Source organism: Gemmatimonadota bacterium, assembly GCA_016713785.1.
In the GTDB taxonomy this organism is placed as follows: Bacteria; Gemmatimonadota; Gemmatimonadetes; order Gemmatimonadales; family GWC2-71-9; genus JADJOM01.
This window is the reverse complement of record JADJOM010000003.1, coordinates 2,269,609-2,283,682: the sequence shown is the minus strand read 5'-3', so window position 1 is coordinate 2,283,682 and position 14,074 is coordinate 2,269,609. Positions and strand designations below refer to the sequence as shown.

General features: G+C 73.7%; 12 protein-coding genes and 1 tRNA gene. 5 read left to right on the top strand and 8 right to left on the bottom strand.

The window, feature by feature from the left end:
* Positions 1-7: 7 nt before the first annotated feature.
* Positions 8-499, bottom strand: coding sequence for a (2Fe-2S)-binding protein (locus IPJ95_18340; protein ID MBK7925561.1), 492 nt, complete (start codon positions 497-499; stop codon positions 8-10).
* A 358-nt stretch (positions 500-857) separates the two neighbouring features.
* On the opposite strand from IPJ95_18340, the gene IPJ95_18335 reads away from it, so the two are divergent.
* Positions 858-930, top strand: a tRNA-Asn gene (locus IPJ95_18335).
* A gap of 38 nt (positions 931-968) precedes the next feature.
* Here the strand turns inward: IPJ95_18335 and aceB are convergent.
* From aceB to IPJ95_18320, 3 genes are read right to left on the bottom strand one after another with little or no spacing between them, the layout of a single operon-like run.
* Entirely contained in the window at positions 969-2,549 is a 1,581-nt protein-coding gene (aceB, locus tag IPJ95_18330; GenBank protein ID MBK7925560.1) for a malate synthase A, read from the bottom strand.
* A gap of 28 nt (positions 2,550-2,577) precedes the next feature.
* Complete coding sequence (locus IPJ95_18325) at positions 2,578-2,964, bottom strand: DUF779 domain-containing protein (GenBank protein ID MBK7925559.1); 387 nt, start codon at positions 2,962-2,964, stop codon at positions 2,578-2,580.
* Positions 2,965-2,968: 4 nt separating this feature from the next.
* Complete coding sequence (locus tag IPJ95_18320) at positions 2,969-4,522, bottom strand: aldehyde dehydrogenase (GenBank protein MBK7925558.1); 1,554 nt, start codon at positions 4,520-4,522, stop codon at positions 2,969-2,971.
* 355 nt (positions 4,523-4,877) lie between these two features.
* Between IPJ95_18320 and IPJ95_18315 the strand changes: the two genes are divergently transcribed.
* From IPJ95_18315 to IPJ95_18300, 4 genes are all read left to right on the top strand, one after another.
* Positions 4,878-6,269 (top strand): GAF domain-containing protein, encoded by a 1,392-nt coding sequence (locus IPJ95_18315; protein ID MBK7925557.1) that lies wholly within the window; start codon positions 4,878-4,880, stop codon positions 6,267-6,269.
* Between the two features lie 48 nt (positions 6,270-6,317).
* The gene (locus tag IPJ95_18310; protein ID MBK7925556.1) at positions 6,318-7,559 is read left to right on the top strand and encodes an MFS transporter; all 1,242 of its coding nucleotides are present in this window, start codon (positions 6,318-6,320) and stop codon (positions 7,557-7,559) included.
* Positions 7,556-8,440, top strand: coding sequence for an NAD(P)-dependent oxidoreductase (locus tag IPJ95_18305; GenBank protein ID MBK7925555.1), 885 nt, complete (start codon positions 7,556-7,558; stop codon positions 8,438-8,440). Before IPJ95_18310 ends, IPJ95_18305 begins: the two co-directional genes overlap by 4 nt.
* Before the next feature lie 62 nt (positions 8,441-8,502).
* The gene (locus tag IPJ95_18300; protein ID MBK7925554.1) at positions 8,503-9,651 is read left to right on the top strand and encodes a glycosyltransferase family 1 protein; all 1,149 of its coding nucleotides are present in this window, start codon (positions 8,503-8,505) and stop codon (positions 9,649-9,651) included.
* Between the two features lie 75 nt (positions 9,652-9,726).
* On the opposite strand, the gene IPJ95_18295 is transcribed toward IPJ95_18300, so the two are convergent.
* The 4 genes from IPJ95_18295 to IPJ95_18280 form a co-directional block, all read right to left on the bottom strand.
* Positions 9,727-10,755, bottom strand: a complete 1,029-nt coding sequence (locus IPJ95_18295) for an inorganic phosphate transporter (protein MBK7925553.1) — start codon at positions 10,753-10,755, stop codon at positions 9,727-9,729.
* Positions 10,756-10,758: 3 nt separating this feature from the next.
* Positions 10,759-11,376, bottom strand: coding sequence for a DUF47 family protein (locus IPJ95_18290; GenBank protein ID MBK7925552.1), 618 nt, complete (start codon positions 11,374-11,376; stop codon positions 10,759-10,761).
* Positions 11,377-11,513: 137 nt separating this feature from the next.
* Positions 11,514-12,164: an HAD-IA family hydrolase gene (locus IPJ95_18285; GenBank protein MBK7925551.1), complete on the bottom strand. Its 651-nt coding sequence runs from the start codon at positions 12,162-12,164 to the stop codon at positions 11,514-11,516.
* Positions 12,119-13,861, bottom strand: a complete 1,743-nt coding sequence (locus IPJ95_18280) for a hypothetical protein (GenBank protein ID MBK7925550.1) — start codon at positions 13,859-13,861, stop codon at positions 12,119-12,121. Before IPJ95_18280 ends, IPJ95_18285 begins: the two co-directional genes overlap by 46 nt.
* Between the last annotated feature and the right edge of the window lie 213 nt (positions 13,862-14,074).

Here is a 14,074-nt window from a genome sequence, read left to right as displayed (position 1 = left end):
TGCCTCCTCAGGCGGCGGCGCCGGCATGGCCGGCCCGCAGGGTGGCGGCCGCGGCCTTGATGGCGGCGACGATGTTCTGGTAGCCGGTGCAGCGGCAGAGGTTGCCCTCGATCGCCTGCCGGATCTCGTCGTCGGTGGGGTCGGGGTGGTGGGCCAGGAAGTCCATCGCCGTCAGGATCATCCCGGGGGTGCAGAAGCCGCACTGCAGCCCGTGCTTCTCCCAGAAGGCCATCTGCAGCGGGTGCAGCGTGTCGCCCTTGGCCAGCCCCTCGATCGTGGTGATGGCGCTGCCCGCGGCCTGCACCGCGAGCACCGTGCAGCTCTTCACCGCCTGGCCGTCGATCAGCACGGTGCAGGCGCCGCACTGGCTGGTGTCGCAGCCCACGTGGGTGCCGGTGAGGTTCAGGGTGTCCCGCAGCACGTGCGCGAGCAGGGCGCGTGGCTCCACCTGCACGGTGTGGGACTTCCCATTGATGGTCAGGGTGACGGGACGTTCCATGGGTGGCGGCCTCTCTCGGGGAGCAGGATGGCGCGGCGGCGTGGTGGCCCGGCGGCAGGGGGGGACCCGGGGCGCGTGGGGAAGGGGTAGGGTACCGTTCCCCGTGAAGAGGGTCAAGTTTCCGGGCCCTGCGGACGCGTGCCGTCCCCTCCCGGGGTCTGCGGGCTCTTGACCGGGTGCCGTCCTGCCGATAGTCTTACCGTCCCTATGCGCACCCGGCCGAACCGCAATCGCAATCGAAACTCGAACCGCATCCTCCGGGAGACGGGTCGGGCGTAGGCGATTGTCGTGATCGCGCTGGTACGCTCCGGACCCGTCGAGTGATCGACGGGTTTTCTGTTGCCGGACCGAGGACCATTGGGGTGTAGCTCAACTGGCAGAGCGCCCGGCTGTTAACCGGGAGGTTGCAGGTTCGACCCCTGCCGCCCCAGTCTGAAGGGCCACGGCCTCCGCCGTGGCCCTTCGTCCGTCAGGCCAGCCGCTCGTACGCCCCCAGCGTCAGGAACTCCTCCGGCACCGGTTCCTCGGCCAGCCGGTCGAGCAGCGCCGCCGCCTCCGCCAGGCGCCCCGGCTCGCCCCGCCGCGCCAGCAGCCCCGCCACCTCTTCCGACCGCATCCGCTCGTAGCGGGCGCGGTCGAGCGGCTGCCCGTCGTCGAGCGGCACCCCCAGGTGGATCCACTGCTGCAGCTGGCTGCGGGAGATCTCGGCGGTGGCGGAGTCCTCCATGAGGTTGTCGATCCCCACCGCGCCGCGCCCCTCCAGCCATTGCTCGATGTACTCCAGCGCCACCCGGACGTTGGTGCGGGCACCGGCCTCGGTGACCCGCCCGCCGGGGATGGCGACGTCGAGCAGCGCCTCGCCGCGCGGCACCACGTCCTCCCGCAGCCGTGCCTTCTGGTGGGGCCGCGCGCCGAGGACCGCGTCGAAGGCCGCCTGGGCCACGGGGACCAGGTCGGGGTGCGCCACCCAGGAGCCGTCGAACCCCATCCCCGCCTCGCGCTCCTTGTCCTCCCGCACCCGGGCGAGGGCGCGTTCGGTCACCTCGGGGTCCTTCCGCGAGGGGATGAAGGCGGCCATGCCGCCGATGGCATGGGCGCCGCGGCGGTGGCAGGCGCGCACCAGCATCTCGGTGTAGGCGCGCATGAAGGGCACGGTCATCGTCACCTGGGCCCGGTCGGGCAGCAGGAACTCGGGGCGGTGGCCGAAGTTCTTGAGCAGGGAGAAGATGTAGTCCCAGCGGCCGGCGTTGAGGCCGGCGGCGTGCTCCCGCAGCTCGTGGAGGATCTCCTCCATCTCGAAGGCGGCGAGGATGGTCTCGATCAGCACCGTGGCGCGGATGGTCCCGCGCGGCAGGCCGAGCGCATCCTGCGCAAAGACGAACACGTCGTTCCACAGCCGCGCCTCGAGGTGGCTCTCGAGCTTGGGCAGGTAGAAGTAGGGGCCGCTGCCGCGGCGGCGCAGCTCGGCGCCGTTGTGGAAGAGGTAGAGCCCGAAGTCGAACAGGCTGCCGGAGACCGGGACGCCGTCCTGCGTGACGTGCTTCTCCACCAGGTGCCAGCCGCGGGGCCGCACCACCAGCGTGGCGAGCCGCGGGCCCAGCCGGTACGGCTTGCCCTCGGGTCCGGTGAACTGCAGGGTGCGGCGGACGGCGTCCTGGCAGTTGGCCTGGCCCGCGACCACGTTCTCCCAGCTGGGCGAGAGGGCGTCCTCGAAGTCGGCCATGAAGACCCGCGCCCCCGAGTTGAGGGCGTTGATCATCATCTTCCGTTCCACCGGCCCGGTGATCTCCACCCGGCGGTCGTCGAGGTCGGCGGGGGCGGGGGCCACCTGCCAGGCGCCGTCGCGGAGGGCGCGGGTCTCGGGGAGGAAACCCGGGAGGGCGCCCGCGCGGTAGGCGGCGCGGCGGCGGCGGCGGGCGTCGAGCAGGGCCTGGCGGCGGGGCTCGAACAGCGCCGAGAGCCGGGCGATGAAGCGGAGCGCCTCGGGGGTGACCACCCGCCCGGCGTCGGGGCCGGCGGGGCCGTGCAGCTGCAAGGGGGCGGTGCTCATGGTCTGGGGCTCGTGGTGACCGTGCGGCCTACTCCGGGGGGCCGAGGCGCGGGGGGCAGGCGTCGAGCCAGGCCTGCTCCGTCGCGTCGAACACCCGCGATCGGGTCAGGAACCGCACCCCGAGCGGCGCCTCGAGGGAGAACCCTCCCCCGCGGCCGGGCACCACGTCGATCAGCAGCTGGGTGTGGCGCCACGCCTCGAACTGCAGCCCCCCGATGTACACCGGGACGCCATCGACGTCGCCAAGGTGCACATCCCGGGAACCTACCCGGAATTCCCGGGCGGGGTAGCACATCGGGGCGCTGCCGTCGCAGCAGCCGCCCGACTGGTGGAACAGCAGCGGGCCGTGCTCCGCCACCAGCTGGCGGAGCACGGCCCGGGCCGCGGGGGTGAGGTCCACCCGCGTCACGTCCATCGGCCTAGAAGAACCCGAGCTTCTTGGGGCTGTAGCTCACCAGCAGGTTCTTGGTCTGCTGGTAGTGATTGAGCATCATCTTGTGGTTCTCGCGGCCGATGCCCGACTGCTTGTACCCGCCGAAGGCGGCGTGCGCGGGGTAGGCGTGGTAGCAGTTGGTCCACACCCGGCCCGCCTTGATGGCGCGGCCCATGCGGTAGCAGGTGTTGACGTCGCGGCTCCACACGCCGGCGCCCAGGCCGTAGAGGGTGTCGTTGGCGATGGCGAGCGCGTCCTCCTGGGTCTTGAACTTCGTCACCGAGACCACCGGGCCGAAGATCTCCTCCTGGAAGATCCGCATCTTGTTGTGGCCTTCGAAGATCGTGGGCTGGACGTAGTAGCCGTCCTTGAGTTCCCCGGCGTGCACCCGGCGGACGCCGCCGGTGAGGACCTTCGCCCCCTCCTTCTTCCCGATGTCGATGTAGCTCAGGATCTTCTCCAGCTGGTCGTTGGAGGCCTGGGCGCCGATCATCGTGGCCGCGTCGAGCGGATTCCCCTCGACGATGGCCCGGGTGCGGGCCACCGCGCGCTCCATGAAGCGGTCGTAGATCGACTCCTGCACCAGCACCCGCGAGGGACAGGTGCAGACCTCGCCCTGGTTGAGGGCGAACATCGCGAAGCCCTCGAGGGCCTTGTCGAAGAAGTCGTCGTCGGCCTCCATCACGTCGGCGAAGAAGATGTTGGGCGACTTGCCCCCCAGCTCCAGGGTCACCGGGATCAGGTTCTCGGAGGCGTACTGCATGATCAGCCGGCCGGTGGTGGTCTCGCCGGTGAAGGCGATCTTCGCGATCCGCGGGCTCGAGGCCAGCGGCTTGCCCGCCTCCACCCCGAAGCCCTGCACCACGTTCACCACGCCGCTCGGCAGGATGTCCGCGATCAGCTCCATCAGCGCCAGGATCGAGACCGGGGTCTGCTCGGCCGGCTTGAGCACCACGCAGTTCCCGGCGGCGAGGGCCGGAGCCAGCTTCCACACCGCCATGAGCAGCGGGAAGTTCCACGGGATGATCTGGCCCACGACGCCGAGCGGCTCGTGGAAGTGGTAGGCGACGGTGTCCTGGTCCAGCTCGCCGAGGCTCCCCTCCTGCGCCCGCAGCACGCCGGCGAAGTAGCGGAAGTGGTCGATCGCCAGCGGGAGGTCCGCGTGCGTGGTCTCGCGGATGGGCTTGCCGTTGTCGATCGTCTCGATCCACGCGAGGGTGGCGAGGTTGGCCTCCATCCGGTCGGCGATCCGGTTGAGGATGATGGCCCGGGTGGTGGGGGAGGTGACGTTCCAGCTCAGCGCCGCCGCGTGCGCCGCGTCGAGCGCGCGGTCCACGTCCTCGTGGGTGGACCGCGCCACCTCGCAGAGCGGCTGGCCGGTGACCGGGGTGACGTTGGTGAAGTACTGGCCCCGGGCCGGGGCGCGGTACTCGCCGCCGATCCAGTTGTCGTAGCGGGCGCGGAGCGGGACGCTCGGGGTGAATCCGGCGGCGGACGCCGGCAGCGTGGCCGCGGCCTTCGGCGTGGTGGCAGTGCCCATGCGGACCTCCAGGAGATGATGGCGGGGAGCGGGCCCGGCGCTCGGACGTCGAGGGGTGAGCGGCCGGATCGCGCGGGGAAGTGCCCCGACGCTAGGAGCCGGCCGGAGGGGGGTCAAGCGGCGCGCGACAGATGTCGCGCCGAATCTGTCGCGCCACCCGCGGGGGCGGGTGCCGCCCCGTCCCCGGGCCGGGTGGCGCCGACGCCCCGGTGTTTCCGCCAACCCCCGTTCCCCGAGCGAGTTACCCCGGCCGCCGGGGGAAACGGCGCGGCGCCGCGCTTGCTCCGCGGCCTTCCCCGGACAAGATTGTCGACTGGCCGTCGCACCGCCCGTTCCCGCCGCCCCGAGTCCGCCGTTGCTCAACACCGCCGAGGGAATCCCGTTCGACCCCACCGCCCAGCAGGTGCTGGCGCGGCAGTGGGGCGCGCTGGTGGCCGGCCGGGAGCGGGGCAACGCGCTGATGCAGGCTGCGGGGGTGCGCGGGCTGGTGCGGGCCTCCTGGCATCGCAGCGCCGGCGCCGCGGTGCACCCCGCCCTGGACGCCGCGCCGGTGGTGCTCGACGCCGGGCAGGTGGCGGTCGTCTCCGAGGGCTCGGACTGGGTGGACGTGGCGCGGCAGTCGGTGGTGCGGCAGCAGCAGTCGTACACCGGCTCGGGGCACGTGCTCACGCTGTTCGACCACGAGGCGCGGATGCTCGCCTCCGACGGCGACCCTGCCGCCCTGGACGGGCTGGCCGAGATCAACTTCCGGCCCGGCGGGCTGTGGGCGGAAGCGGTGGTAGGCACCAACGGTCCGGGCACCGCCCTCGCCACCGGGCAGGCCACCCATATCGTGGGGGCCGAGCACTACTGCGAGCGGTGGCACCGCTGGCACTGCGCCGCCGTCCCCATCCGCGATCCCGCCACGGAGCGGATCGCCGGGGTGCTCGACATCAGCGGCTTCCGGGAGCAGGCCCACCCGCACACCCTCAACCTGGCCCAGGCGCTTGTGGTGGCCATCGAGCAGACGCTCGCCACCCGCGAGGTGGAGCGCCGCTTCCTCACGCTGCAGCACTTCACCAGCCTCACCGTCCGCTACCCCGGCGACCCGATCCTGGCGCTGGACCGCGGTGGACGGATCGTGGGCGCCACGCCCTCCCTCGCGCCGGCGCTGGCCGAGGCGCTCGCCGCCGAGGTGCGCCGGGCGGAACACCTCCCGCGCGAATCGGGGGTGCCGGTGCCGGTGGGTGACCGGGGCGCTGCGCTCTGGTTCCCGGTGCTGCAGGGCCGGACGATCGTCGGCGGCTGCCTGGTGCTGGCCGGCGGGGCGACGCTCGCGGGCAGCGAGGGGATTCCCTTCCGCCCCGGCGACGTGAAGGTGTACGCGCGGCGCTTCTTCGAGGCCGGCGCCCGCGACCTGGGGCGCCTGGCGGTGGAGGTGGAGCCGGCGGTCTACGACGCGCTGCAGGCCTACGACTGGCCCGGCAACGTGCGCGAGCTCAAGAACGTGATCCGCCGGGTGCTGCTCGCCACCACCCGCCAGGTGCGGCTGCACGACCTGCCCCGGAGCATTCGTGAGGCCTACGCCGGCAGCTGCGACGCGCCGAGCTCCGCGATCGACCGCGAGGACGCCCTGCTGATGGAGGTGGTGAACAGCTCCACCACCATGGCGGAGGCCGCCGCGCGGCTGGGCATCACCCGCAGCACCCTCTACCGGCGGATGGCCCGCTTCGGGCTCACGCCCACCCGCGTGGTGCGGCGACAGTAGGCCGCCGCCGGCCTCGGCGCGTTGCGCGCGCCCGGTTACCTTGCCCGGGTGACCACGCCCCCGGCCCCGCACGACGCCTACGCCGCCCTCCGGGTCCCGGACTTCCGGCGCTTCATCCTCTTCCTGCTGGCCCAGACGCTCGCCACCATGATGCAGGGCGTGGTGGTGGGGTGGCAACTCTACCAGGTGACGCGGGACCCGCTCGCGCTCGGCCTCGTCGGGCTGGCCGAGGCGGTGCCGTTCATCGCCTGCGCGCTCCCGGCCGGCCAGCTGGCCGACCGGCTCGACCGCCGCCACATGTGCCTGGCGGCGCTGGTGGTGCTGACCGGGTGCAGCGCCGCGCTGTTCGGGATGTCGCGCGCCGGGCTGGTGCGGGCCGACACCGCCTGGGCGGTGTACGCGGTGATCTTCGTGAGCGGGATCGCGCGCAGCTTCCTGCAGCCCACCCGCACCGCGCTCGCCGCCGACCTGGTCCCACGCGACCTCTACGTCAACTCGATCACCTGGCGCAGCTCCACCTGGCAGTTCGCGGCCGTGGCCGGCCCGGCGCTGGGGGGCGTGCTGCTCGGCCTCGCGGGGCCCACCGTCACCTACGGGGTGGCCACGGCGCTGATGGCGGGCGCCTGGCTCTGCCTGGCCCGGGTGGCCACCCGGCTGCGCCCGGCCGCGGCGGATGGCGCCGCCGGCCTCGCGGGCCTGCTCGAGGGCGTGTACTTCGTGCGCACCCAGCCGGTGCTGCTCGGCGCCCTCACGCTCGACCTCTTCTCGGTGCTCTTCGCCGGCGCCGAGGCGCTGCTGCCGGTGTTCGCGGCGGAGATCCTGCACGTGGGCGCGCCGGGGCTGGGCGTGCTGCGTGCCGCGCCGGCCGCCGGCTCGGTGCTCATGTCGGTGTACCTGTCGCACCGGCCGCTGCGGGGCCGGATGGGCCGGACGCTGCTCTGGTCGGTGGTGGCCTACGGCTTCTGCATCACGGGGTTCGGGCTGTCCACCAGCTTCCTGCTCTCGGTGGCGCTGCTGGCGCTCTCGGGAGTGTTCGACAACGTGAGCGTGGTGCTCCGCTCCACGCTGCTGCAGACCCTGACCCCCCGGCACCTGCTGGGACGGGTCGCCGCGGTCAACGCGGTGTTCATCGGGTCCTCCAACGAGATCGGCGCCTTCGAGTCGGGCGTGGCCGCGCGGCTGGTCGGCACCATCCCCGCCGTGGTGGCGGGCGGGCTGGTGCCGGTGCTGGTGGTGGCGCTCATCGCCTGGCGGGTGCCGGCCCTCCATCGCCTGGAGACGGTCACATGACCACCCTCGCCTTCCTCGGCCTCGGCGCCATGGGCGCGCCGATGGCCGCCAACCTCGTGGCCGCGGGCTTCCGGGTGCGCGCCTGGAACCGCTCCGCCCACCGCACCGAGTCCCTCGCCGGCGCCATCCCCTGCCGCACCCCGCGCGAGGCAGCCACCGGCGCCGAGTTCGTGCTCACCATGCTGGCCGATGACGCCGCCGTGGAGGCGGTGACCTTCGGGCCGGACGGGCTGCTCGCCGCGCTTGGCGGGGAGGCGCTGCACCTGGGCATGAGCACCCTGTCCGTGGCGGCGGTGCGCCGGCTGGTGGCGGCGCACGCCGACCATGGCCGGGTGTACCTCGCCGCGCCGGTGTTCGGCCGGCCCGAGGCCGCAACGGCGCGGCAGCTGTGGGTGGTGCCCGGGGGCGACGCGATCGCCCTGAGCCGTGCCGCCCCGGTGTTCGAGGCGCTGGGGCAGGGGACCTTTCCCTTCCCGACCGCGGAGCAGGCGGCGCTGGCCAAGCTGGCCGGCAACTTCCTGCTCGGCGCCACCGTGGAGGCGCTGGGCGAGGCGCTGGTGCTGGCCGAGAAGGGCGGGCTCGACCCGGAACAGTTCCTGGCCCTCATGACCGGCACCCTTTTCGGCACGCCGGTGCATCGCAACTACGGCGCGCGCATCGCCCGCACCGAGTTCCTCCCGGCCGGCTTTGCGCTGGCGCTGGCGCGCAAGGACTTCCGCCTGATCACCGCGGCGGCGGGCGAGACCGGCACCGCCATGCCACTCGCGGAGCTGGTGCTCGAGCGGCTCAACCAGTGCGTGCAGCTGGGCCGCGCGGGGTATGACTTCGCCGGGCTGACCAGCGTGATCCGGGAGGAGTCCGGCCTCCCCGAGCGGCGCTGAGGCGCTGGGCGCGCGGGCGGCCGATCTTGTGTCCCGTGCGCGTCGCGGCTAGCCTGTCCCCTATGCGGATTGCGCTCTTCTCCGAGGTCTACTGGCCCATGGTGAGCGGGGTCGGGGTGACCCTCGACCGGCTGGTCCAGGCGCTGGAGGCGCGGGGGCACGCGGTCCGGGTCTATACCGGGAGCTACCCGGTGCCCGACGGGGTGCCGGACCGCCCCGAGGTGCACCGCTCCCCGAGCGTGCCGCTCTTCCTCTATCCTGATGTGCAGTGGGCCTTCCCGCGGCCGCGGGAGCTCGTCGCCGACCTGGCGCTGTTCCGCCCGGACGTGGTGCACGTGGCCACCGAGTTCGCCATGGGGCTCGCGGGGGTGAAGGCGGCCGCGCAGCTGGGGTTGCCCATCCTCGCCTCCGCCCACACCGACTACCACAAGTACGCCACCCGCTACGGGGTGCCCTGGGTGCTCAGCGTGGGCTGGATCTACCTGCGCTGGTTCTACCGCCACGCGGAGCGGGTGCTGGTGCCCTCGAGGGTATACGAGCGGTTCCTCAACTCGCGGGGCGTGACCCACACCGGGCTGTGGACCCGCGGGGTGGACCCGGCGCACTTCCACCCGCGGTTCCGCTCCGAGGCGTGGCGGGCGCGGTTCGGCGTGGGCCCCGACGACCTGCTGGTCACCTACATCGGCCGCCTGGCAAAGGAAAAGGACCTGCTGCGGCTGGTCGCCGCCTGGCAGGCGCTGCGGGCGTCACGGGGCAACGCCCAGCTGGTGCTGGTGGGGCGGGGGCCGCTGGAGGAGGAGCTGCGGCAGGCGCAGATCCCCGGGCTCCACGTGGCGGGACTGCTGGAGGGGCGGGCGCTCTCGGAGGCCTACGCCAGCGCGGACCTCTTCGCCTTCCCCTCCGCCACCGAGACCTTCGGCAACTCGCTCCTCGAGGCCATGGCGTCGGGGCTGCCCTCGCTCGCGGTGCGGGCCGGCGGGGTCATGGAGTTCGCCGAGCACGGCGTCAACGCCTGGCTGGCGCCGCCCGGCGATACCGGGGCGCTGACCCAGGCGCTCGGCCGCCTGCTCGCCGCCCCGGCGCTGCGGGCGCGGCTCTCCGCCGGGGCGCAGGCCACCGCGGCCGCGCGGGGGTGGGACGCGATCTACGATGGGCTGTTCGCGGAGTATGCGCAGGTGGCCGCCGGCCGGCGGGAGGTCCGCGCGGCCTGAGCCGGGAGGACCGTGGGGGGAACGACGAACGGCCGGGCGCGATGCCCGGCCGTTCGTCGTCCCGGGCGTCGCCGGTCAGCGCACGATCAGGTACGTGAGCCCGGCCATCGCGGCGGCCATCGGGATGGTGAAGATCCACGCCCACACGATCCGGCCCGCGACGCCCCACCGCACCGCCGAGATCCGCTGCGTGGCCCCGACCCCGACGATGGCGCCGGTGATCGTGTGCGTGGTGCTCACCGGGATGCCGAAGTGGCTGGCGATGAGCAGCGTCATCCCGCCGGCGGTCTCGGCGCAGAACCCGCCGAAGGGGCGCAGCCGGGTGATCTTGGCGCCCATGGTCTTCACGATCCGCCAGCCGCCCATCGCGGTGCCCGCCGCGATCGCGGCATGGGCGGAGAGCACGATCCACATGGGGATGTGGTCGGCGGTCTTGAGGTAGAGGTGGGACATCCAGCCGGTCTGGTGCTCGAACGACGCCTGCCCCGCCACCAGGAGCCCGACGATGATGCCCATGGTCTTCTGGGCATCATTGCCGCCATGCCCGATCGAGTAGAGCCCGGCCGATACCAGCTGCAGCCGGCGGAAGACGCGATCGATCGGGCCGGGGCTGCCCCGGCGCAGCAGCCACGACAGCGCCACGGTGAGGAGCAGCGCCAGGCTGGTGCCGATGAGCGGCGACAGGAAGATGAAGCTGACGGGCTTGACCCAGCCCCCGGGGATGAGCGCCACCACGCCCGCCTTGGCGATGGCCGCGCCGCCGAGGCCGCCCATGAGCGCGTGGCTGGATGAGCTGGGGAGGCCGAGCCACCAGGTGATCAGGTTCCAGATGATCGCGCCGGTGAGCGCGGCCAGGATCACGTCGGTGTCGAGCACCGCCGGGTCGACCAGGCCCTTGCCGATGGTCTTGGCCACGGCGGTGCCCATCACGAACGCGGCGATGAAGTTGAAGAACGCCGCCCAGATCACCGCGGCGCCGGGGGAGAGCACCCGGGTGGCCACCACGGTGGCGATGGAGTTGGCGCTGTCGTGGAACCCGTTGATGAAGTCGAACGCCAGCGCCACGACGATGACCACCAGGATATAGGCGACGGTCGCGTCCATGGCTCAGCCGTGCTTGATCGAGATGGACTCGAGGACGTTCGCCGCGTCCTCGCAGTAGTCCAGGGTCTTCTCCAGGTTGTCGTACAGCTCCTTCCACTTGATCACCAGCAGCGGGTCGGGATTGCCCTCGAAGACCCGGCCCAGCCACTCGTGGTAGAGGCTGTCGCCCTCCTCCTCGTGCCGCTTGAGCGCGATGCAGGCCGTCAGCACCGCGCCGTCGTTCTTCGAGAGGTTCTTCACCGCGATCACCAGCTGCTCGCAGGCCCGCTTCACCACCTCCGCCATCAGGATCGCCCCCGTGGGCGCCTCGCCGAGGTGGAAGATCTGGGAGCGCCGCGCCAGCCCGTCGATCAGGTCCACCACGTCGTCCAGGCCCGAGGCCAGCGCGTGGATGTCCTCGCGGTCGAGCGGGGTGATGAAAGTGCGGTCCAGCCGGGTGATCACCTCGTGGGTGACCGTGTCGCACTCGTGCTCCAGCCGCTTGATCGACTCCACCAGGAAGTTGCGCCGGTCGGGCGGGGCCTTGAGCAGTTCGACCATCAGGCCCGCGGCCTCGACGCTCCGCTCGGCCACGGCAGTGAACAGCTCGAAGAAGCGCTCGTCACGGGGAAGCAGGCGCACGGCGGTGCTCCGGGGCGGATTGTCACGGAAGGGTCACGACGGGCGGGGAATGTAACGGCCGTGGAGGGCTGGGGAAGGGGACGGGCGTGAGTCGGGGGTGGGGCGCGGCGGTGACCTCGCCCCTATGTTCGCCGTAGCTACTTGGGGAGTAACAACTTACGCAGCTGCTCGGGGCGCTCGAACCAGTAGTCCGGCGTGGCCGGTTCCAGCTCCACCCGGGAGAACGGCCCCCACAGCACCGCCCCGGTCAGCACCCCCGCCCCGCGCCCGCTGTGGAGGTCATGGATGCTGTCCCCGATGTACAGGGTGCGCGCGGGGTCGGCGCCCAGCGCCGCGACGGCCCGTTCCACCGGCTCCGGATGCGGCTTGGGGTGCTGCACGTCGTCGGCGCAGACCAGGACCTCGATCGCCTCCACCAGCCCCACCAGCTGCAGCCCGCGCTGGGTCCCGTAGCGGTTCTTGCTGGTCACCACCCCGGTGCGGTACCCTGCGGCGCGCAGCTCGCGCACCAGCTCCGCCACCCCGGGGAACGGCCGGATCATGGTGTCGTGGTTGGCGAGGTTGTACTCGCGGTACGTCTCGACCAGCACCAGCAGGTCCTCCGGCGAGCGCGCGGCCCGCTGCAGCTGCACCCGGAGCGGCGTGCCGACTCCCGCGAGCCATTCACTGTCCGGGATCGGTTCCCGGCCGTGCACCTCGAGGGTGTGGCGGTAGCTGGCCAGGATGAGGTCGACGGAATCGATCAGGGTGCCGTCGAGGTCGAACAGGATGGTGGCGAGGGTGCGCATGCCGGGAAGGTAGCCACCCGGACAATCCCGTCGAGCCGCGGCAGCGGGGCCGGTGGCACCGGCGGCCGGGGCGGCAGGCGGGCCAGCTCCGCCAGCAGCGCGGGACGCGGCAGGGCGAGCCACGCGCCCGCGCGCTGCTGTTCCCCCGCGCGGAGGCCGCCGGCCAGCCACGCCAGGCCGCGTTCCACCGCCGCCAGCCCGCGCCGGTCCCGCCGCCGCGCGCACCAGCCGGCCAGGCGCACCAGGCGGCGCCACAGGCGGCGCTGCTCGCGCGGCCGCCCCGGCGCGCGCCACCGTTCTCCGTCCAGCGCCGCGAGCAGGGGCCTCAGCGCCGGCGCCACGGCCTCCGGGAAGCGACGCCGCTCCGCCTCGGTGAGCGGGCGGTGTGCGGCCCGCCGCGCATCGAGCAGCCGCGGGATCGTCTCCGCCGGCGCGTCGGTCACCCCGCCGTCGTCACCGATCCAGAGCAGGCGTGCCGGCGCCGGGCCCGGCGTCATCCCCGGGAGTCCCACCGCGACCAGCCAGCCCGCCTCCGTGCCCGGCACCGCCGTGGCGCCCGCGGCCCGGGGCCCGCGCGCGAGCGGGGCCAGGTCGGCGCGCCAGCGGTAGAGCCAGCCGCTCCGCTCCTCCAGGCCCGCGTGTCCAGGCAACCGCTGCTTGCCGAGCAGCCGCTCCAGTCGGCGCTGCCGCCGCTCCACCTCCGGCGGCGGCAGCAGGCTCACCACCGTGACCGCCGCGTGGGCGCTGGCCAGTCGCCGCACCCGGCCGGCCCGCTGGGCCAGCCGCGTCGCGGTCCAGGGGAGGTCGTAGTGCACCACCCGCGCGGCGCGCTGCAGGTCGAGGCCCTCCGCCGCGACATCGGTGGCGAGCAGCGGCGGCAGGGTCCCGGTGCCGGCGGGCCCGTAGCGCGCCAGCACCGCCCCGCGCGGGAGGCGCGCCGCGCCGATCCCCGCCCCATCGCCGGCCAGCCAGGCCGGCCCGAGGTCCGCGAGCCGTGCCCGGAGCCACGCCAGCGTCGCCGTGTTGCCGGTGAACACGACGGTCGGGATGCCGTCGGACAGGAGCGCGCGGAGCCAGGTCACCCGCGGGTCGGCCGCCGCCTCGCGCGCCCGGGCCAGTCGCAGCAGTTCCTGCACGGCGGTCTCGTCCTCGCCCGCGACCTCCGCGGGCCCGTCGCCGTCGGGGAGCAGCGCCCACAGCACCAGCTGCGCGGTATCGGCGCCGGCGGCTTGGCGCAGCGTCCGGCGCGGCAGCGTCCGTCCCGCGGCCACCGCGTCGGCGGCCTGGGCCAGCAGGTCGCGATAGCGTTCCACCGCGCGGCGGAAGGCGCGGGGACTCGAGGCGAGCGCCGCCAGGAGGCCGCCGCGGAGCAGCGCCGCGATCCCCGGCTGGCGCGAGAGCCGGAGTGCATCGAGGCGGGCGAGCAGCCGGCGGTCGTCCGGGGCGAGCGGCAGGGTGGCGCGGTGCCGCGTGAGCGCCGGGAGGCCGGCCGGTGCGCCGCGGCAGAGCACCACCTCCCCCAGCGCCGCGGGGGCATGGCCACCGCCGAGTGCGACGCGGAGGCTGGCACAGCCGGCGGGGAGCAGCGCATCGTCCGGCAGCGCGAGCAGGAGCTGGTGGGTGAGGTCCTCGAGGCGGTTCACCACCGGCGTGGCGCTCAGCAGCAGCACCCGTGCGGACCCCAGCCATGGCGCCACGGCCCGGTAGCGCCGGCTCCCGGGTGCGCGGAACCGGTGGCTCTCATCGATGATGACCAGCCCGGGCGTGCGGCACGGCAGCGCGCCGCGACTGGCCCGCTCATGGCTGTGCACCAGGACGGGCACGCCCACCCGCGCGGCGGTGCCTTCCCACTGGCCGCGCAGCACCGCCGGCGCGAGCACCACGGTGGGGAGGCCGAGCGCGTGCGCCAC

What these genes read in the sequence shown, in the direction of transcription:
- IPJ95_18305 (MBK7925555.1), top strand. Translation starts at nt 7,556, where the DNA reads ATGACCACCCTCGCCTTCCTCGGCCTCGGCGCCATGGGCGCGCCGATG.
- IPJ95_18295 (MBK7925553.1), bottom strand. Translation starts at nt 10,755, where the DNA reads ATGGACGCGACCGTCGCCTATATCCTGGTGGTCATCGTCGTGGCGCTG.
- IPJ95_18320 (MBK7925558.1), bottom strand. Translation starts at nt 4,522, where the DNA reads ATGGGCACTGCCACCACGCCGAAGGCCGCGGCCACGCTGCCGGCGTCC.
- IPJ95_18325 (MBK7925559.1), bottom strand. Translation starts at nt 2,964, where the DNA reads ATGGACGTGACGCGGGTGGACCTCACCCCCGCGGCCCGGGCCGTGCTC.
- IPJ95_18285 (MBK7925551.1), bottom strand. Translation starts at nt 12,164, where the DNA reads ATGCGCACCCTCGCCACCATCCTGTTCGACCTCGACGGCACCCTGATC.
- IPJ95_18300 (MBK7925554.1), top strand. Translation starts at nt 8,503, where the DNA reads ATGCGGATTGCGCTCTTCTCCGAGGTCTACTGGCCCATGGTGAGCGGG.
- IPJ95_18340 (MBK7925561.1), bottom strand. Translation starts at nt 499, where the DNA reads ATGGAACGTCCCGTCACCCTGACCATCAATGGGAAGTCCCACACCGTG.
- aceB (MBK7925560.1), bottom strand. Translation starts at nt 2,549, where the DNA reads ATGAGCACCGCCCCCTTGCAGCTGCACGGCCCCGCCGGCCCCGACGCC.